Below are 19,469 nucleotides of genomic sequence, written 5' to 3'. Positions count from 1 at the left end.
CCATCATCACCGAAACCGGACACGAACACCGCACCACCCCACACGGCCCCCTGGCCCACGCCCGCGACCAGATCCTCCACCACCGATGGCGAGAAAACCTCGACCGCCTCATCACCCACGACGGCCACCTCACCAACCCACCAGGCACCCACCGAACCCACCCCGCCTGACCCTCCCTTCCCCGGGTTCAGCGGTGCCACGTCGTGGATCGCCTGGCGACTTCATGGATCGCGTCGGTTTCGCGCAACCCCAGTCGCGGCGGCTGGGACGTGAGCAGTCGCCTGATGCGACGCCGGGGAACCACTGTCACAGCGCCGTCCGAAGGCTGGGCCTTCACGGTGAATCCCCGCTGTGCGCCCACCACCGCGATGATCCCGGTGACCGGGACCGGAAAACCGACATGCTCCGCGAGCAACCGGGCAGCCCGCCTCGCCTCGTGCCGACTGTTGCGGATGTACGGAACCCGACTGCCGTTGACCATGAAGTTGTCCCCGCCCACCCAGATCGCCGCCTTGGGGTGATTCTTGGAGTTCACGGTGAAGACGCCGCCGGGGCCGATCACCACGTGGTCGATGTCGGCGCCCCGCTCCCCCACGCGCACGGCGTGGAGGATCCTCCACCGAGCATCCAACCCCGCCAGCTGGTCGCCGACAGCCTGCTCGCCGTCCGCGCCGATTCGCCAGGCGCGCTCGTCCGTCTTCGCGTCGACCAACCGGGCAAGCACATGGCGAACCACCCCCTGAGACTCCCGTTCGGTGAGTGCCCGCTCGCGGGCGGCCGCCCCCGCACGAGCGTCGGCGAGATCGTGCCACCTCGGTCCGGGCGCGGTGGTCGGCGCGGTGGTTGGCGCGGTGGTTGGTGCGGTGGGGTGCGAGGTCGGCAGAGTCGTCGGTGGACTGGTCGACGCCGCGACTGGCCCGGAACTCAACGGGGACAGTGGCGGCGACGGCCCAGACGCCAGCACTCCGACACCTTGCTCGAGACGACTCGACTCCTGAGCCGATTCCCGGCGCCGACGGGCGTCCGAGTGGTCTCCGACCGCGGCGCGCAACAGCGGCAAGTTGGCGAGGTCGTCCGAGTGGTAGCGGCCGGTAGCCAGGTCGAGGTAGCCCAGGTCGGTCCCGCCAGGAGTAGCGGCATACAGCCGGTCGTGTCCGAAACGGGCCCACCTACGGACGATCCACTCGGTCACCGGGGCCTCCTTGCGGCAGTCACGATGGCAGTCATCATCGCGGTTGCCGAATACTCACATCCTGAGGCCGCTGCGCGCGGGAGAACGCGGGATCCGAGAGGTCCACGGGTGACGTGGAATACTCACCGGGCCCCTTTTGTTTGACATGTCAGCAAGTTAGGATGGAACGCACCAACAGACTGAAAGGCTCGCCATCATGCAGTTCGGGATCTTCTCCATCGCCGACATCACACCTGACCCCCTCACCGGGCAGGTGTCCACCGAGCACGAGCGCCTCGAGGCCGTCGTCGAGTACGCGGTCCAGGCCGAGCAGGTGGGCCTGGACGTCTTCGCCCTGGGCGAGCACCACAACCCGCCCTTCGTCACGTCCTCCCCCACCACCACCCTCGGCTACATCGCCGGCAGGACCTCGGACATCATCCTGTCCACCGCCACGACGCTCATCACCACCAACGACCCGGTGAAGATCGCCGAGGATTACGCCATGCTGCAGCACCTGGCCGGGGGCCGGGTCGATCTGACCATGGGGCGCGGCAACACCGGCCCGGTGTACCCCTGGTTTGGCCAGGACATCCGACAGGGCCTGCCGTTGGCGATCGAGAACTACGAACTGCTCCATCGCCTGTGGCATGAGGACGTTGTGGAGTGGGAGGGCAAGTTCCGGACAGCTCTCCAGCAGTTCACCTCCACCCCGCGCCCGCTGGACGGCGTCGCGCCCTTCGTCTGGCACGGGTCGATCCGCTCGCCGCAGATCGCCGAGCAGGCCGCCTACTACGGTGACGGGTTCTTCCACAACAACATCTTCTGGCCGATCAGCCACACCAAGCAGATGGTCGAGTTGTACCGCCGGCGCTACGAGCACTACGGTCACGGCTCCGCGGATCAGGCGATCGTCGGGCTGGGCGGTCAGTTCTTCGCGCGTCCCAACAGCCAGGACGCGGTGGACGAGTTCCGCCCCTATTTCGACAACGCCCCGGTCTACGGCCACGGCCCGTCGCTCGAGGACTTCACCGCCCAGACGCCGCTGACGGTGGGTTCCCCGCAGCAGGTCATCGACCGCTACATGACCATGCGCGAGCACGTGGGCGACTACCAACGCCAGATGTTCCTCATCGATCACGCCGGCCTGCCCCGCAAGACGGTGCTCGAGCAGATCGAGGTCCTCGGCACCGAGATCGTCCCGGTGCTGCGCCGCGAACTCGACGCGCTGCGACCGGCGCACGTGCCTGACGGGCCCACCCACGCCGCTCGTGTCGCGGCACGTGACGCCGCGCTGGCCGCTGAGGGTGCGCCCGCGTACTCGGACGCCTACCGTTTCGGGACCGGCGACAACTGGACGGGGCTGACCGTTGAAGGCGGGCAGCGCGCGCAGGAGCAGTCGTTGGCCCGCGCCCGCCGCACCGAGTCCCGGCTCGCCCAGGCACCGGCGGGACGGGGCGACAAGTGACCGCCACCCACGCACCCGACGGCCGGCCACTGCGGCTGGTGGTCGTCTCGGCGGGCACCTCGGTGCCGTCGAGCACCAGGATGTTGGCGGACCGTCTCGCCTCGGCGACCCGTGAGGCCCTCGCGCGCCACGGTCGGGACGTCGACGTGACGGTCCTCGAGGTCCGGGGGCTCGCCCACGAGGTCGTGGACGCCAGCTTCACCCGGTTCCCCGGCGACAAGCTGCGCGCCGCGCTCGAGGAGATCGCCCGCGCGGACGGGGTGATCGCGGTGACACCCACGTACAACCAGTCGTTCTCGGGCCTGTTCAAGTCGTTCTTCGACGTGATCGACCCCGCCACCCTGACCGGCGTCCCGGTGGCACTGGGGGCGACGGGCGGGACCGTCCGTCACTCGCTGTCGATCGACTTCGCGCTACGCCCGATGTTCGCCTATCTCAAGGCGGACGTGGTGCCGACCTCGGTGTTCGCGGCCTCGGAGGATTTCGGGGCCGTCGCCACCGGCGGCGACGGCGACTCGCTGGCCTCACGGGCGGACCGCGTGGGCACGGAACTGGCCGACTACATGCTGCGGTTCGCCGGGGTGGCCCCCGGTGCGGTGGCCCCGACCCGGGCGGACGCCGGCCGGGGCCGGACGAGCGACGACGACGAGTTCGGCGACTTCGTCCCGATGGGCGACCTGCTCGGTGGTGCGAGCTAGCCCTGAATCAATACGCCTGGGTCAGTACGCCTGGGTCCGCGCCATCTGGGGCAGCGCCCTGATGGGGTCCTCCGGGCCGATGTCGAAGGTGCACTCGGTCGGCCTGGGGTCCGGGACGAACGCCCAGAGCATGGCTCCGGCGGCTCCCATCGCCTCGTAGTCGTCGATGCGCTCGCCGATCAGGACGGCACGATCCTCGAGGGAGAGGCACGAGCCGGCGGCTATCCCGAGCTCGGTCACCACGAGCGGCTTGTCGGTCTGCGCGAGGCGCAGCGGCAGGAATCCGGCGTTGTCGTAGTCGTGGTACTGGAGCACGTCCACGTACGGGGACTCGGCGATGAGCCTGTACCCGTCGGCGACCAGCCCGCACTGGTCACCTCCCAGGAGGCCGGCGGTGATGAGCCGGCCGGGGTCGCGTTGCCGGATCAGCTGTCCGACCTCGTCGGTCCACTCGCGGAGCACCTCCGCCGAGTCGGCCGGGCAGGTCCGGTACAGCCAGTGGCAGTCGGCGGTTCCGCACACCGCGGTCTCGGGTTCCCCGATCGGCTCCCACGCCGCGATGACCGGCGACCCCGACCACCGCTCGACTGCCGTGGTGACCCAGTCGCGGTAGCTCAGCGGCATCGCGGTGGGCTGCTCCCAACCGCTCAGGTACCAGTCGCGGTCCTTGTACTGGTCGTCCTCGCAGGCTCCGTCCTGGCCCACGAGAACGGGGATCACCATCTGCTCGTGGTGTTCCGCCGCGGCGAAGACGGCGTCGATCGGGGCGAAGTCGAGTGCTCCGGTGAACTTGTTCACGGCGAGTTGCTGGAAGACGTTGAACCTCGTGACGGCCCCGTCGGGAAGCGACCCGAAGTACTCGTCGAGGTCGACCATCGCCCCGCACCCCCGGTTGATGCTCCAGTCGGTCCCCAACTGGTAGGCGTTGAGCCCGGTCGGCCACCAGGGCTGGCCGTCGAGGTGGAGTTCACCGCCGGAGACCGTCGCCCGGTGCGGCTGCACCTGGGACCTCGAATCCGGCGGTGCGGCGCAGGCCAACGTCATGACGAGCACCAGTAGTCCGACGAGCGGAGCGATCTTCATGAGGTGACGATAGACGACTGTTCCCAGGCCAACGTCATGACGAGCACCAGTAGTCCGACGAGCGGAGCGATCTTCATGAGGTGACGATAGACGACTGTTCCCAGGCCACCACCTGAATCGCTCCCCGTCACCGCCGACGCATCGGACCGATCTCACATCAATTCTGCAAGTTGATCTGCTGACTCTTGACCAGAGGGTACGCAACGAGCCCGCTACCATCGAGATCTTCTTTATGCATGTCGATTCCGGTGATCTGGCTGTTCTCATAGGTCGTGTAGTAGTAGATGCCTTTGTCTGTGTTGCAGCAAGACGAGTAGATGGTTATCTCGTATTTGTCGCCGATGCGCACGCACCCGCGCTGTTGAGCGACTGAACCCAGGATCTGGAAAAACTGACTGAGGGATTCCGACTCCGACCCTCCCGCCACGGAGTTCATTTTGGTGAACACCGCCTTGGCGAAACGAGATGCCGAGGACAGGTCACCGGGAAGTCCTATCGCCCCCATTCCGCGACTATAGGTATCGAAGTGCAACTGCGGTGATAAATTGTTCTCCGGTGGCTCCGTCGACAAATGCATATAATTGTTCATGTTGAAGCTCTGGATATCGAACGTCGGGTTGTTCGTGAGCACCCCGAACGGGTTGTCGTAGACATTGAGGCCCGATTCCACGCTCTCCACCGTGATCGACTGAGAGCCATCGGAGATGATCCAGTGCAACGGCGAGAGGGGAAATGCGTCGCTGAAGGGAACGTCCACCAGATTCAAGTCCGCCAACGCCACCTTCACGTCAGCGATCGTGTCGAACTGCCCCAGGATCCATGGGATGAATTCGAACGGGGCGATATTGACCTTGCCGACCGCCTCGGGCTTGTAGTCCGCATTGCCAGGAAAATTGAGACCGGCCATGCTGAGGCCTTTCTCGTTGGTCCCGTCATAGTACAACGGGTATCCGTCCGCGATGGTTGCCATTCCGATGATGGCGTAATGAGTCGACAGGGTGGGGACCAGACGGAAGTCGAACTGAAAATCTCTGGGAGTGATAGTGACCGTTTCGTTGTATGAGAATTCCAGGTCGAGATTTCGGCCGAAATAGTGATCGTTCGTGGAGTAGCTCAATCCAGTACACATTAGGCAGCTTCCGGGTGCGTCGGGGGCGTTGTCGAGGTAGCTCGTGCTTACCACCCAGAACACGGGGGCACCATAGCCGCAGACATGCAATCGAAAACCGTGTTTATACTGTTATCCACGGTCCGCACGTCGCCACGGGCCGACTTCGTTCTGCGACGATCACGCCTCACCCGAACACCCGCCAGAGCCGCCAGGTCGGACGGTCACTTCCGGAGTTGACCACCTCGAATTCCAGGCTGCCGAGCTGGGCGCCGTTCTCGTGGATCGTCGGATAGCGGAGGTTGAGCGCGTCGGAGGTGCCACGCCCCTCGGCGGGCACGGTCAGGAGGAAACGCACGCCGCTGGCCGCCGGATCGTTGAGGATCTCGACGAAGTCGCGATCGGACGGGATGACGAACTGCTCGGGCCTGGCGGTGGAGGCGATGATGGGGAAACCGTGGACCGTGTCCATGATGACCGCCCCCTCGGGCAGGCCGAGAGAGTCCAGGTAGTCGGCCAGCCGGCGTTCGGTGTCGAACGACGCGACGATCGCCTCTTGCTGCAACCTCACCTCCGAGGGCCTGTCACCGACCTCGGGGAGGATCACGTCGTGAAGCGCGTGCTGCTCCTGGGACAGTGTCGGGGACACCATGGCCGCGGCGCTCAACGGGACTCCCGCAACGAGCAGCAGTAGTGCCGCCACGGGCACCACTCGTCCCCCGGTCAGCGAGTCCTGCGTCCGCACCGTCGCCCGGGGTCCGGGCCGTCGCGTGCGCATGGTGCCCCCGCGCGGCACGCAGAACACCGCCAGCACCACGATCAGGGGGACGGCGCTGATGTAGAACCGCAGGAACGGGAACGTCATACCGCGGAGATAGGTGAAGACGGCAAAGGCGAGCACGGCCACGAGGACCACTGCGGCCAGCGGTTCGGGATCCCGTCGGCGCACGGCCAGTGCCACGCACACCAGCAGGACCACTCCGAGCGCCGGCGCGAGCACCACGATCTCCGCCGCCGAGAAGGCCAGGGCCGACAGGCCCCCCGTGGAGCCACCGCCGGACTGCTCGAGGATCGCGGCGTTGCCGTAGCGGGAGGAGAACTGCGCGAGCGCACTGCCGGTCACCAGCCAGCTGGTCGCCGCCCACGCGAGGAACGCCAGTGCGGTGGGTGCGGCGAGGATGACGGCGTCGAGGATCGCCGTCTCGGTGCGGCGACTGCGCCGGTAGGACACCGCCGCGACGAACAGCGTCGCGGTGCCCGAGGCGGCCAGCGCATCGTAGCGGGCGAGGTAGGCCATCCCGAGCGCGAAACCGGCCACCATCAGGTCGTGGACGTCGTCGGTGGTCATCCACCGGACCAGGCGGCGCACCGCCCAGACCACGAAGAAGACGAACAGGGCCTCGCTCATGCCGTTCGCGCCGTAGTAGACGATCATCGGGTGCAGCCCGAAGACCAGGGTGACCCCCCAGGTGAACCAGGCCGGGCACCGGCGTTCCTTCGCGATCGCGTGGATCTGCGTGACCGCCCCCGCCATCGCCGGCGCGCTCACCGCCACCGCCGTCAGGCTCCATCTGGTGAGGGCCGGGAACCACTCCGACAGCCCGACCAGGGGCAGCTGCGCCAGAGCGGTGAGCGGGGTGAAGATGAAGCCGATGGCCGCCAGGTGCGGGTCTCGCGAGAGCAACGCGGCCCGGGTGTCCGCGACGCGACTGAGCGCGTCGCCCTGCAGGTAGTTGGCGCCGAGCGACAGGTACAGCCCGGCGGCCAGGTACAGGACGGTGAACGCCGCGAAGAGGATGAGGGGACGGGATCTCACGACACCGGCCCCCTCATGACGCCAACCCGTGCACGGTCTTCTCCCAGTAGGACGGGTTGGCGAAGAGCTGGTAGGTCCCCTTGATCGCCGCGATCGACATGAGCACCCAGTAGAGCGGAACGGTCAGGCACGCCCACCACAGCGATGCGTTGCCCGTCTCCCGGCACGCGATGAAGTTCGAATAGAGGATCGTCGAGTTGCCGAGCACCAGGCAGATCAACGCGGGGAAGTACACGTAGGCGGGGAAGACCTGCTCGATCACGGCCGGTTGTCCGAGGATCCAGGACAGGGTGATGAGCCAGAACACCATGTTGAGGCAGGCGATCACGGGGGTGCCGGCCAGGAGGGTCGTGAAGCGGAACATGCTCACCGTGCCGAGGGTGCGCCACAGCGTGATCGGCTGACGCATGTGCACCAACCAGGTCTGCAGATACCCCTTGTACCAGCGGGAGCGCTGCCTGATCCAGTTGATGGGATCGGGATTGGCTTCCTCGAGGGTGGTGGAGTCGAGCACCGCCGTGCGGTGGCCCCGGGCGGCGATCCGCACGCCCAGGTCGGCATCTTCGGTGACGTTGTACGGGTCCCACGCGCCGATCTCGGTCAGCACGTCCGCCTTGATGTGGTTCGACGTCCCCCCCAGCGGGATGGGCGAGCTGGACTTCATCAGCCCGGGCAGGAGGAAGTTGAACCACAGCGCGTAGTCGGCGGTGAACCACGCGGTGAGCATGTTCTGCGACCCGTTGTGGAACGCCAGCTTGGCCTGGACGCACACCACGTCGTCGTCGAGCTCCGCGAAGGCCACGGCCACGCGCCGGAGCTGGAGGGGATCGGGGCGGTCCTCGGCGTCGAAGATCGTGATGATCTCCCCGGTGGCGTAGTGCAGTGCGTAGTTGCAGGCCTTGGGCTTGGTGCGGGGATCGGCCGGCGGGATCCGCAGGATCTGGCACACCTCGCCCAGTCCGGCCGCCTCCGCGGCGTCGATGGTGACGTCGTCGTCGGCCTCGAGAAGCAACAACACCTCCAGCTTGTCCGCCGGGTAATCGATGGAGCTCACGGCGTCGATGAGGTCGCCGATCACCTCCGGCTCGTTGTACGCGGGCACCAGGACCGTGTAGGTGGGTAGCTCGGAGTCCGCCACGGCGAGGGCACGATCGTCCTCCACGTGGAGGATCGAGTCCCGGGCCAGACCACGCCCGAGCAGGAGGAGTCGGTCGGCGAGCGTGATCAGGTAGACGGCGGTGCTCACCGCCGTCAGGGCGATGAGGGTCGGCGTGGTGGCCAGGACCAGGGCGAGGATCACCACGGCGATCCCGGCGAGGCCGACCCACTTCTGCCAGGGCACGAACGGCACCGCCGCCGAGGCCAACGGGTCGCGTTCGAACAACCCGTGCACCGCGTCGTGGAGAGCGGCCTCGCTGCGGGCCGTCGCGGGGTCGGCCGGCTCGGGAGCCGTGAGTTCCGGACCTACTCGCCCGTCCACTGCGCCTCCACCAGATCGGTCGCGAGCTCGGTCAGCATGTCGAGGTCCTTGTCCTGTGGGTTGGTGTCGGTGACCGCGCCCGCCCCGCGCAGCAGCAGGTTGAGCAGACGGGAGAAGGTCGATCGAGTGCTGGGGACCGTCTGGGGGAACTCGGCGTCGAACTCGTGATTGTCCACGGTGATGATCGTGACGCGCTGCACCTCGTCCCCCGCCCGGTTCCAGATGAACGACATCAGACTCCACGTGAGGAGGTTCTCGTCGTCGATCACCGTCAGGTATCGCGCGGACACCCCGCGGTTCAGGGGAACCGTCCGGGGCGGGCTGACGCGGGCCGAACTCAGGTCGAAGGTCATCTCCAACGGGAACACCTCGAGCACCCCGGCATCGCCGACGGTCAGCGTCTGCACCGCCGCGACCCTGGGGCGCAGGAGCTCGTCCCAGTCCGCCCTGACGCGGGTGGCCCTGATCATCTGCCGCTGAAGCGTGGCGGACGGCCCGAACATCCGTTCCGCCCACGGGTAGTCGATCGTCTCGATCTCCTGCCATCCCGGGGGGACGATCTGGCCCGGTCCGCTCAGGGCACCGGGCCCCGGCGCCACTCGTTCCTCGATCTCCGGCGGCAACGGTGCCAGGGCGAGGAGCACGGCCACGACGGTCAGTAGTGGAGCGCTCCGCCAGGCCTCGCGCCGGGTGACCACCAGAGACTTACGGGGGGGACCGTCCGGGCGTCGACGACCACCCGCACCGGTCCGACGGAGTCGGCCGATCGCCTGCGGCCCCAGGATCGTCAGCGGTCCCACCGCCGCAACCACCACCATGACCGTCACCTCCGCCCCTCGGCCGCCGCCCAGGGCGAAGACCAGCAGGCGAAGCGCACCCGGAGTGGCGACGGTGAGCAGGAGCCAGGCGGGCCAGTACCGGAAGGTGCGGCGAGTGCCGAACAGGAACACGGATCCGCCCAGGAGGAACAGCCAGGCGGCGACGAAGTCCAGGTGCAACAGGACGTAGCTGCCCGAGTACCTGGGCAGCACGAGCCACTCGATCATCAACGCGATCGCCAGGATGATGGTCCCGGAGATCTTGTCGCTCTGCCGGTCGTGGATCGGCAACTCCGGCCGTCGCAGCAGGTGGAACGCCACCGCGGTGAGGACGGCGCCGACCGGGGCGGCGAGGAAGACCTCGCTACCGGAGCCTGCCGTCACCTCCCCCGCGATCCGCGCCCACGATCGCCAGAACCCGGCGCCGACGAGCACCACGAGCAGCGCCCACCTCGCGACGTGATCGACTCCCTCGCCGGTGACCCTGGGGAGAGCCCGGGCGACCATCACCGACCCGGGCTGACCCGACGACGCCGGGCGACCGCCCAGACGAGCCCGGCGATCGCCGCCCCCGCCAGGGTGACCGCCAGACCGATGACCAGCGCGATACGAACGCCATCGGTCTCCTGCTCCTGGGCGGCGTCCACATCGATGGCCTCTGCCGTGGACAGCTCGATCGGCTCCCTGTCGGGGGCCGTGAACAGGACGTTGCCGGCCAGCATCGACCACCGGCCCGGCTCGGAGTCCAACCACTCCAACGTGCGGTCGAGCTCACCCGAGCCCGAGCTGGACGAGGCCACCAGGAGCGCGCGGTCGCCGTCCTGGACGACCTGCATCGACGCGAAGTCGACGTCCTCGTAGAACCTCAGCGTGGCCGGCTGTCCGTCCCGCGCCCCGATCACCTCCAGCGTGCGTCCGCCGGTCAGGGTCAGCGGGAGGTCGAGATCGTCCGGGGCGTAACCGGACGTCACCAGTAGTCCGGGGACGTCCCCGTCCACTAGGGTCTCCACGTCCACCCACTCCGGGAGCAGCGGAGTCACGGACAGCGCCTGCAGTCTGGAGAGGATCGACACCGCCCGCGCGGTGTCCTCCAGCGAGCCACTGCCCGTGGCCACCTGGAGGCGGGGCAGGAGCGCCTGCGGGAGGGAGCCGAACCCGGCCGGTGCGGGAGAGGCGGGTTCGGAGAGGCGGACCCGGGACGATCCGTCGATGATCAGGCTCAACGGCTGGAGGACCCCGCACGCCGCGCCCGCGCCCGCGGTCTGCAGCGAGACGGTGATGTCGGTGTACCGGTTCAGTGCACCGGCGGGAACGGTGAGTGTGCGGTCGAAGGCCCCGGACTGATCGGCGGTCCACGAGTCCAATACCGTCTGCCCGGCCGTCACCACGATCAGTCCGCTGCGATCGGACGGAGGTGGCGAATAGGTCCCGACCAGGTCGAGGGCCACGTCACCGGTGACCGTACCGAGGCTGGTCTGGTCCAGCCCGAAGCTCGCCGAGACGGACCCGACCGATCGCGCGGACCGTGAACCCTGTCCGAGTTCGTTCAGGGTCGCCTCGGTCATCAGGGCGCGGGGCGCCGGGAGGGGCGAATCGAGGGTGGCCGATCCCGTGACGGCCAGCGACCACAGGTCGCTCGTCACCGATCGCATCTGACGCCCCAGGCTCGCGGAGTCGCCGGTGACCACCACGGTGGGGACGGCGTCGTCGGTCAGGTCGATCCGGGACTCGTCGGCTTCGCGGATCTCTGCTCTACGGGTGAAGGGCGAGGCGGTCGGGGCCCGTGGGCCCGACGCCGGGAGTACCTCGACCTCCAGTCCGGTGCGGCCGAACCTCGTCGACCCGAGGATGGCCAGCTGGGCCGCGGCCTCCGACTCGGCGTGAGTCGGCTCGTCCGGCAGGTAGATCTCGATGCGCTCCAGTACCGGGGGGACGAAGTCGGCGAGGACCCGGGGGGCCTCGGGCTGGCCGGCATAGTCCACCTCGGAGTCGCGCAGCTCGAGTGACCGGTCGGTCCAGTCCGGGCACGCCTCTCCCTGGGAGTGCAGGACGGTCCGCAGGGTGAGGTCCAGCACGTCGTTACGCACCCGCCCGCGATCGAGGGGGATGGTGACGCGTTCCGACTCGACGTCCGGCCGTAGGTCAATGCGGGCCAGCAGCAGGTCGCCCGACCACGCCTCGAGATGTCCCCTGTCCAGGTCCACGGGGAGCTGGACCGTCGTGCTCAGCGTCCGAGGGGTCAGCCCTGCGGGAACGGGGATCAGGATCGGCACCTCGGCGCTGCGGTCCGGGAACTCGAGCACCTCCGCGATCCCGAGTGTCGATCCGTCGACGACGGTCTGGGCACCGACCGGCGCGGGGAACGCGAGGGTGGCGGCTAACAGGAGGGAGGCGGGAATACGCAGCGCGCGGGGCGGGAACACGGGAGGTGACACTACCGGCCGCAGGACCTCATCACCGACGATCGGGCCGAGCTCCCCACCGCACCGCCCCTATCGGGTCCGGCGCGTCGTACCGGGTCGGATGCGTTGGGGCGCAGCGGGGGTCGGTGAGGGTCAGCGCGGATCTACGGGAGCACCCGGCGCCCCACCCTCGACACCGGCCCGGTCCGTGCCCTCGTCGGCCAGTTGGTCCGGCTCGGGGTGGTCGGTGTCGAAGGTCTCGGGCAGGTTCTTGATGTGCTTGTTCATGTTGCGGATCAGCAGGACCGTCGCGACCAGCAGGAGCAGGACAACGGGGATCCCGATCGGCGAGGCCTTACCGAACTCCGGGCCCATCGGGTGGTCGTTGTACCCGGGTGTGCCCGGTGACTGGTTCTGCGCGAAGACCATCGAGGTCTGGTACGCCAGGATCTGGACGTCCGGTCCCAGGGTGATCATCTCGGGTCCTCACTCGTGCTCGGTCCGACCGGGAGCGCGACGTACGGGTCGACGCCCTCGAACAGGTCTGACTCGTATTCTCCCTCAGCCCGGTCGGGTACGGCCACCCGGCTTGCCGCGAGTTCGAACTCCTCGGTGGGCCAGACCCGCTGCTGCATCTCCACCGGGGCGGCGAAGAACCAGCCGTTGGGGTCGATCTGCGTGGCGTGGGCCAGGAGCGCGGAGTTGCGTTGCTCGAAGTAGTCGGCGCACTCCACCCGTGTGGTCACCCGCTCCATGATGTCCGGGCGGTCTCCCCAGCGGGACAGGAACTCGGCGAAGTGGCGGACGCCGTCGCGGGCGAACAGCTCCTCGTCGAGCAGCTCGAGACGGCTCTTGGGGAAGCCGTGCGTGTAGTAGACCTTGGCCACGGCCCACGGCTCGCCGGTCCCGGGGTAGCGGGAGGGATCCGCGGCGGCCTCGTAGGCGGCCATCGACGCCGAGTGCACCTTCAGGTGATCCGGGTGCGGGTACCCACCGTTCTCGTCGTAGGTGATGATCACGTGCGGACGGAACTCCCGGATCCTGGCGACCAGGGAGCGCGTGACCTCGTCGTCGTCGGCGAGGGCGAAACATCCGGGAGGCAACGGCGGCAACGGGTCCCCCTCGGGCAGACCCGAGTCCTCGTAGCCCAGCCAGTGGTGGTCGACGCCGAGGATGTCCGCCGCGCGCGCCATCTCGCGGCGCCGTACGCCCACGAGGTCGGCCACGACGTCGGGGCGGTCCATCGCAGGGTTGAGGATGCTGCCGCGCTCGCCGCCGGTACACGTCTCCACCAGCACGTTCACGCCCCGGGCCACGTACTTGGCCATGGTCGCGGAGCCCTTGGACGCCTCGTCGTCGGGGTGGGCGTGCACCGCCATCAGCCGGAGACCGGCCATCGTCGCACCTGCCGTTCATCAGAGCTCGGGGATCGGGATGACCCATTCTATGGACTCACCGGGCACCGGTGCCCCCGGGGCGGTCCGCCCGGGGGCCCCGGATACCCTGGAAACCATGAGTGAGCCGAGGCCGGACGCCGCGTCGCAGGTCGCAGGGACCCCGCCGGCCGGGCGGTACGACGACTCCGGGTCGGGCGTGACCGGCAAGGTGGTCGCCGGCTTCCTGGTCCTGCTCGTCGGCGCCCTCGTGGTGGCGGGCGCCGTCGCCGGCTACCGGCTCAGCGCCACCCCCACCATCTCGGGCGAGGTGATCGGGGTGACCGTCGTCGACGACGAGCGGACCGACGTGGTGATGACCGTCACGCGGGACGATCCCGGGACCGCCGCCTACTGCATCGTCCGCGCACAGGACCAGACCAAGGGGGAGGTCGGCCGCCGCGAGGTGTACGTGCCCCCGTCCGAGAACACCGCGATCCAGGTCGACATGTCCATCGCCACCTCGGCCCGCGCGTTCGTGGCCGACGTCTACGGCTGCGGCGACGACGTCCCCGACTACCTGCGCAGGTAGGGGTTCTCGGGCCCCGAAGCAGGTCACCGCTGTGTTAGCATCGTCCCATCAGCACGGCTCCTTTCGCGGGGCCGTGTTTTTCGTACAGCAGCACACACACGAACAGATTGGAGTGCGCTCTCATGGCGAACGACACCCAGGGCTACTGGTTGACCCAGGATTCGTACGACCGCCTCATGGCCGAGAAGGAGGCGCTGATCGCCAACCGTCCGGTCATCGCCGCGGAGATCAACGAGCGGCGCGAGGAGGGCGACCTCAAGGAGAACGCCGGGTACCACGCCGCGCGTGAGCAGCAGGGCCAGGAGGAGGCGCGCATCCGCCAGCTCGACGACCTGCTGGCCACCGCCCAGGTCGGCGAGACGCCCACCGAGACCGGTGTCGCCCTGGTGGGATCCGTGGTCCGCGCCTACTACAACGGCGACGAGGACACCAAGGAGACCTTCCTGGTGGGCACCCGTGGCGAGGGCTCCGGCAAGGACGACCTCGAGATCTACTCCCCCGACTCCCCGCTGGGCCGCGCGATCCTGGGCGCCAAGGTCGGCGAGAGCCGCGAGTACACCACCCCGAACGGCAAGTCCGTCTCGGTGACGATCGTGACCGCGGAGCCGTACCAGAGCTGACCGGCCACGACGGGCCCGGTGGTAGGTTCTTCACGACTATCGGGCCCGGTTCGACCAGCCCGATCCCGCGCCGGCGTTTCCAGGAGTCCCACGTGACAGACGGTTCCCATGACAGGCCATTCGGCCCGGCACCGAAGATCGAATCGGCGGCCGAGCAGGTCCTGGGACCGGCGCTGCGTACCGGGCAGTCACCGTTCGACTCCGAGCTCTACACCTGGACCCCCGAGGTCGCGGAGGAGCTCATCCGGCGTCTGGACGGTGACGCCGAGGAGCACACCGGCGAGCACTCCGCGGACTCCACCCGCTCCCCCGTGATGCAGGCGCTCCACGACCAGTTGGAGGGCGCCCCGCGGCCGGTGGTGCTCCTGGCCGCCGAGTTGCTCTACATCCAGCAGCTGCCCCTGTCCACGGTCACCGCCCGCCTCAAGCGGGGACGGATCAGGGACGTCCTGTCCTGGATGGACGACGCCCCGGAGATCCCCGAGGTCCTCGACGACGCGCTCGGCGAGAAGGGTCCGCTCACCGGCGGCCTCGGCTTCAATGTCCAGATGCGCGAGCACCTGCGGTGGCTGTGCACGTTCGTCATCCACTGGGCCGAGCTGGAGTCCGCCGAACGGGACGCGGCGCTCACGGACCCCTGGGAGTTCCAGCGGGCCGCCCGCTCCACGCCCGGCGACTGGCGGGCCATCCGCTACAGCCTGCAGTACCTGGCCTGGCCCGGATACTTCCAGCCGATCGTCAAGCACGAGCACAAGACCCGGATCCGCGACGCCTTCGCCGACCTCATCGGCGGGCCGTCCGGGATCGACGAGCTGGACATCGACCAGGACCTGCACCGCATCGCCGAGACGCTCTCCGCCCAGCTCGGCCAGCCCGTCGACTGGTATCGGGGCGCGATCGCCAACCAGTGGCAGCGCCACCGCGACGACCACTCCCGCAGGGCGTGGCTGGTCCGACCCGGGCGCGGTGGCGTCGGTCAGGCCGGTCAGTGGGTCGCGCAGAACCGGATCGCGCTGCCCGCCTCGCACCTGCCGCGCATCCCGGCACACGCCAGCCGGCTCGAGGTGTCCCAGGCCGTCGAGCAGGGGTACCCGCACCTGGACTACCAGGCGCGGTTCCAGCTCACCGCGGAGTTGCACACCTTCCTGTCCCGGATGAGCCCCCAGGACGTCGTGGCCACGGTCGCCGACGCCAAGCTGCACCTGGGCACCCTCACCGACGACCTGGGCTACGTCGAGGACGGCGGCCAGCAACTCGAGCGCTCGGTGCGATGGCACTCGGTCACGCTCGACCTGGACACGCTCCCCAGCCCGCTCTCCGAGTTGATCGGGGAGCCCGGCACCGTCGTGGACCTCACCGACGGCCTCGACGCCCTGCTCGCCGCCATGCACCCCGGCCGCCACTCCGCCGAGTCGCAGGTGGCCGAGGCCCCGGGCGCCGGGACGGTGCCCACCCTGCCCGACATCAACGACGAGCTCGCCGACAGCCTTCACATGCCGCGCAAGGAACTGCAGGAGATCGTGGACACCCTGCAGGAGCGGCAGCAGATCGTGTTCTACGGCCCGCCCGGCACCGGCAAGACCTACCTCGCGCAGGAGCTCGCGCGCTTCCTCGCCGGCGCCGACGACCCCAGCCGGGTCCAGTTGGTGCAGTTCCACCCCAGCTACGCCTACGAGGACTTCTTCGAGGGCTACCGGCCCACGCTCACCGAGTCCGGTCAGCCCGGCTTCGCCCTGCAGGCCGGGCCGCTGCGCCGGCAGGCCGCACGCGCCACGTCGGACTCCGGGCGCGAGCACCCGAGCTTCCTCATCATCGACGAGATGAACCGCGCCGACCTGGCCCGCGTCTTCGGCGAGATGTACTTCCTGCTGGAGTACCGCGACCGCACGGTCCTGCCCCAGTACAGCCCCGACACCTCGTTCCGGTTGCCGCGCAACCTGTTCATCATCGGCACCATGAACACCGCCGACCGGTCGATCGCCATGGTCGACGCGGCCATCCGGCGTCGGTTCGCGTTCATGGAACTCCACCCGGACACCCCGCCGGTGGCGGGCGTGCTGCGGCGTCACCTCGAGGCCCGCGGCGTGACCACCGAGCCCGCGGACCTGCTGGAGGCGCTCAACTCGGAGATCGACGACTCGGACCGCGACCTGCGGATCGGGCCGTCGTACTTCATGAAGGACCGGGCCACCGAACCCGGCGGGCTCGAGGCGATCTGGCGGTACGACCTCCTCCCGCTGCTCGAGGAGCACTACTACGGACGCCTGTCCCGCGCCGAGGTCCACGAACGTTTCGGGCTCGCGACACTGCGTCGGAAGATCGGCCGGGCGTGATCTCCGCCTCGGCGGGCTCCGCGGCGTCGGAGACCATCGAGTTCGACGAGTTCGACCGCCGCGGCCGGCTCGTCACCCTGAGCTGGGAGGGCGCGCAGCACCTCTCCCAGACCGGGCTGGTCGAGGTGTTGCCCGCCGGCCGCGACACCTGGCGGCTGATCCCGTGCGGCAGCGTCGGCTCGGTCCGCGTCGAGGGACTGTCCGTGCGGGTCCTGCCCGCGGCCAACCTGGGTCTGACGCAGTTGTTCTTCCTCCTCGACCACGCGGCCGACAACGCGTTCCTCCCCTCGGCCGTCGCGGCGAGGGACGACGACGAGCTGTGGGTCTCCGTGGCCGAGTCCATGGCCGCGTTGGCGCACCAGGCCCTGTCCTCCGGGCTGCTGCGCGGGTACCGCAGGGTCGACGAGGCGCTGACCACCGTGCGTGGCCGGATCCGGCTGGGCGACCAGATCCGCCGTCACCCGGGCATGACCATCCCCCTCGAGGTCACCTACTCCGAGTTCACCCCGGACATCGCCGAGAACCGCATCCTGCGCACCGCCGCGCACCGCCTGCAGTTCCTCCCCGACCTGCCGGACGCCACCCGGCGCCGGCTGGCGATGGTGGACGCCCGGTTGGCGGACGCCACGTTGATCGGCCAGGGCGCCCCGGTCCCCGCCTGGACACGCACCCGGCTCAACGCCCGGTTCCAGAACGCGCTCGCCCTGGCCGACCGGATCGTGCGCCGCATCTCGGTGGAGGTGGAGGACGGCCACGCGGCGTCGGCGGCGTTCGTCACCGAGATGCCGGCGCTGTTCGAGCGCTTCGTGGAGGCCGAGCTCACCGCCGCCCTCGACGGTTGTGGCGGACGGGTGCTGCAGAACCCCGTCGTCCACCTGGACACGGGCATCGAGCAGGGAGAGGCCGGGGACGCCGGTTCGAGCAAGACCGCCGGTGGCAGGCCTGGTCGCCACAGCGCGCCCGCCACCGACGGCGACCACATCTCCGTACCCACCGGCCTCGTCTACGAGGTCGACGGCGAGCCGGTCACCACCTTCGTCCCGACCTATCCCACGGACCGCCGGGCCCGCGCCGCCGAGCACTACCGCCTGCTGGCGGCCTGCACGGCACTCGGCGTGGACCGCGCGTACCTGGTGTATCCGGCCCAGCGACGCGACGACACCCCGCAGCCGCGGCGGATCGTGCACACCGACATCTCGATCGTCGAGTACCCGGTGGATCTCTCGATGGGGCCCCTGGAGAGCCGCAGGACTATCGTCGAGTTGTCACAGCAGGCCCGCGAGCTCGCGGTGCCGAGCCCCGCACGCCACCGCACCGGAGGGAGACGCCACGCCAGATGAGTCAGTCAGATGATCCGGCCCGCAAGATCGTCGTCAACCTCGCACTCGTCGCGGTGGGCACCGTCGGCGCCTACCGGGGCGCTTACGAGTTGCTCGCGCAGCAGGCCAGGATCGCCCGCCGCGTGATCCCCAAGCCCACCTCGTGGCCCTTCGACGGCGACGGCCTCTACCGGCCCGGCGCCGAGACCGCCGAGCCGTGGCGGCCCGGGATGACGTGCGACGCCCACCTGATGATCTTCGGCGATTCTCTGGCAGCCGGTCTCGGCGCGGCCGACGCCGGCCAGGTGCCCGGGGTGCTGCTCGCCCGCGGACTGGCCGAGGAGTCCGGGTGGGACGTGCGGCTGAGCAGCAAGGCGATCGTCGGCGCGACCTCCAAGGGACTGGCCGGGCAGATCGACGCCGTCCGCGTGACCGGCGGGGAGCCGGACATCTCCGTCATCCTCATCGGCGGCAACGACATCACCGCACGCAACTCGATCGGCCCCTCCGCCCGACGCGTGGGCGAGGCGGTCAGTGCCCTGCGCGAGATCGGATCGAGCGTCGTGGTGGGGACCTGCCCCGATCTCGGCACGATCAAGCCCGTACCCCAGCCGCTCCGGACCGTCATGGCCACGCTCAGTCGCAGACTGGCGGCCGCGCAGACCGTGCAGGTGCACAAGGCCGGTGGAACACCGGTGTTCCTCGCCGAAGCACTGGCACCGGAGTTCCACGCCCGCGCCGACAGCCTGTTCTCCCCCGACCGCTTCCACCCCAACTCGGACGGCTACGAACTCATGGCCGGGCTGCTCCTGCCGGCCGTGTGCGTGGCGCTCGGTGTGTGGGACGAGATCCCGGAGACCCGGCCTCCCGCCGACGCCGAAGAGGCCGAGGCATCACTCGAAGCGGCCGAGGACGCGATCGAGGACGCCTCCGACGAGGCCCGCGACTCGGTCGTCGCCCGGCTGACCAAACGCCTCACCGACTTCGTCCGCACCCACGAGGACGCGGACGACGCCGACGAGAACACGTACCTGCATAATGAGGACGTGGACGGCGATCCCGAGAGCACGGGCGATGCCCGCGAGGCAGCGGACACCCTCCGCCGCCGGAGCCGGATCCTGCGCGTGACCCGCTCCACGCGGGACCCGTCGGACTCGGATCTCCCGATCGACCACACATAGCATTCAC

The 19,469-nt window shown here is 69.1% G+C and carries 16 protein-coding genes; 7 read left to right on the top strand and 9 right to left on the bottom strand.

The features are described 5' to 3' along the window. Window positions 1–187: 187 nt before the first annotated feature. Window positions 188–736, bottom strand: coding sequence for a nuclease-related domain-containing protein (locus ABIE38_RS12020; protein ID WP_354056535.1), 549 nt, complete (start codon window positions 734–736; stop codon window positions 188–190). A 652-nt stretch (window positions 737–1,388) separates the two neighbouring features. Between ABIE38_RS12020 and ABIE38_RS12015 the strand changes: the two genes are divergently transcribed. Beyond that, a complete protein-coding gene (locus ABIE38_RS12015; RefSeq protein ID WP_354056533.1) occupies window positions 1,389–2,639 on the top strand; it encodes an LLM class flavin-dependent oxidoreductase in 1,251 nt (416 codons plus the stop codon). Continuing rightward, the gene (locus ABIE38_RS12010) at window positions 2,636–3,337 is read left to right on the top strand and encodes a CE1759 family FMN reductase (RefSeq protein ID WP_354056531.1); all 702 of its coding nucleotides are present in this window, start codon (window positions 2,636–2,638) and stop codon (window positions 3,335–3,337) included. The genes ABIE38_RS12015 and ABIE38_RS12010 overlap by 4 nt, the downstream gene beginning before the upstream one ends. Window positions 3,338–3,358: 21 nt before the next feature. On the opposite strand, the gene ABIE38_RS12005 is transcribed toward ABIE38_RS12010, so the two are convergent. The 8 genes from ABIE38_RS12005 to mca all read right to left on the bottom strand — a co-directional run bounded on the left by ABIE38_RS12005 (window position 3,359) and on the right by mca (window position 13,441). After that, a complete protein-coding gene (locus tag ABIE38_RS12005) occupies window positions 3,359–4,420 on the bottom strand; it encodes a beta-mannosidase (RefSeq protein WP_354056529.1) in 1,062 nt (353 codons plus the stop codon). Between the two features lie 157 nt (window positions 4,421–4,577). Further along, window positions 4,578–5,612, bottom strand: coding sequence for a choloylglycine hydrolase (bsh, locus tag ABIE38_RS12000; protein WP_502914775.1), 1,035 nt, complete (start codon window positions 5,610–5,612; stop codon window positions 4,578–4,580). A 103-nt stretch (window positions 5,613–5,715) separates the two neighbouring features. Further along, window positions 5,716–7,344, bottom strand: coding sequence for a glycosyltransferase family protein (locus ABIE38_RS11995; protein WP_354056528.1), 1,629 nt, complete (start codon window positions 7,342–7,344; stop codon window positions 5,716–5,718). Window positions 7,345–7,357: 13 nt separating this feature from the next. After that, complete coding sequence (locus tag ABIE38_RS11990; protein WP_354056556.1) at window positions 7,358–8,737, bottom strand: glycosyltransferase; 1,380 nt, start codon at window positions 8,735–8,737, stop codon at window positions 7,358–7,360. Between the two features lie 71 nt (window positions 8,738–8,808). Beyond that, on the bottom strand, window positions 8,809–10,149 hold the full coding sequence (locus tag ABIE38_RS11985) for a hypothetical protein (RefSeq protein WP_354056526.1): 1,341 nt from the start codon (window positions 10,147–10,149) through the stop codon (window positions 8,809–8,811). After that, window positions 10,149–12,065, bottom strand: coding sequence for a hypothetical protein (locus tag ABIE38_RS11980; protein WP_354056524.1), 1,917 nt, complete (start codon window positions 12,063–12,065; stop codon window positions 10,149–10,151). Before ABIE38_RS11980 ends, ABIE38_RS11985 begins: the two co-directional genes overlap by 1 nt. 132 nt (window positions 12,066–12,197) lie before the next feature. Further along, window positions 12,198–12,473 (bottom strand): hypothetical protein, encoded by a 276-nt coding sequence (locus ABIE38_RS11975; protein ID WP_259845164.1) that lies wholly within the window; start codon window positions 12,471–12,473, stop codon window positions 12,198–12,200. 44 nt (window positions 12,474–12,517) lie between these two features. Next, a complete protein-coding gene (mca, locus tag ABIE38_RS11970; RefSeq protein WP_354056522.1) occupies window positions 12,518–13,441 on the bottom strand; it encodes a mycothiol conjugate amidase Mca in 924 nt (307 codons plus the stop codon). Window positions 13,442–13,556: 115 nt separating this feature from the next. Here mca and ABIE38_RS11965 point away from each other — a divergent pair, with 115 nt between their 5' ends. From ABIE38_RS11965 to ABIE38_RS11945, 5 genes are all read left to right on the top strand, one after another. After that, window positions 13,557–14,009, top strand: coding sequence for a DUF4307 domain-containing protein (locus tag ABIE38_RS11965; RefSeq protein WP_354056520.1), 453 nt, complete (start codon window positions 13,557–13,559; stop codon window positions 14,007–14,009). A 122-nt stretch (window positions 14,010–14,131) separates the two neighbouring features. Next, window positions 14,132–14,629, top strand: a complete 498-nt coding sequence (greA, locus tag ABIE38_RS11960) for a transcription elongation factor GreA (RefSeq protein ID WP_017835774.1) — start codon at window positions 14,132–14,134, stop codon at window positions 14,627–14,629. 92 nt (window positions 14,630–14,721) lie between these two features. Beyond that, window positions 14,722–16,962 (top strand): AAA family ATPase, encoded by a 2,241-nt coding sequence (locus ABIE38_RS11955; protein WP_354056518.1) that lies wholly within the window; start codon window positions 14,722–14,724, stop codon window positions 16,960–16,962. Continuing rightward, window positions 16,959–18,302, top strand: coding sequence for an McrC family protein (locus tag ABIE38_RS11950; RefSeq protein ID WP_354056516.1), 1,344 nt, complete (start codon window positions 16,959–16,961; stop codon window positions 18,300–18,302). Before ABIE38_RS11955 ends, ABIE38_RS11950 begins: the two co-directional genes overlap by 4 nt. Continuing rightward, window positions 18,299–19,462, top strand: coding sequence for an SGNH/GDSL hydrolase family protein (locus ABIE38_RS11945; RefSeq protein ID WP_354056514.1), 1,164 nt, complete (start codon window positions 18,299–18,301; stop codon window positions 19,460–19,462). The genes ABIE38_RS11950 and ABIE38_RS11945 overlap by 4 nt, the downstream gene beginning before the upstream one ends. Window positions 19,463–19,469 lie beyond the last annotated feature (7 nt).

Source organism: Dietzia sp. 2505, assembly GCF_040546785.1.
GTDB lineage: Bacteria > Actinomycetota > Actinomycetes > Mycobacteriales > Mycobacteriaceae > Dietzia.
Note: the sequence above shows the minus strand (reverse complement) of the source record. Positions and strands in the feature narration are given on the sequence as shown.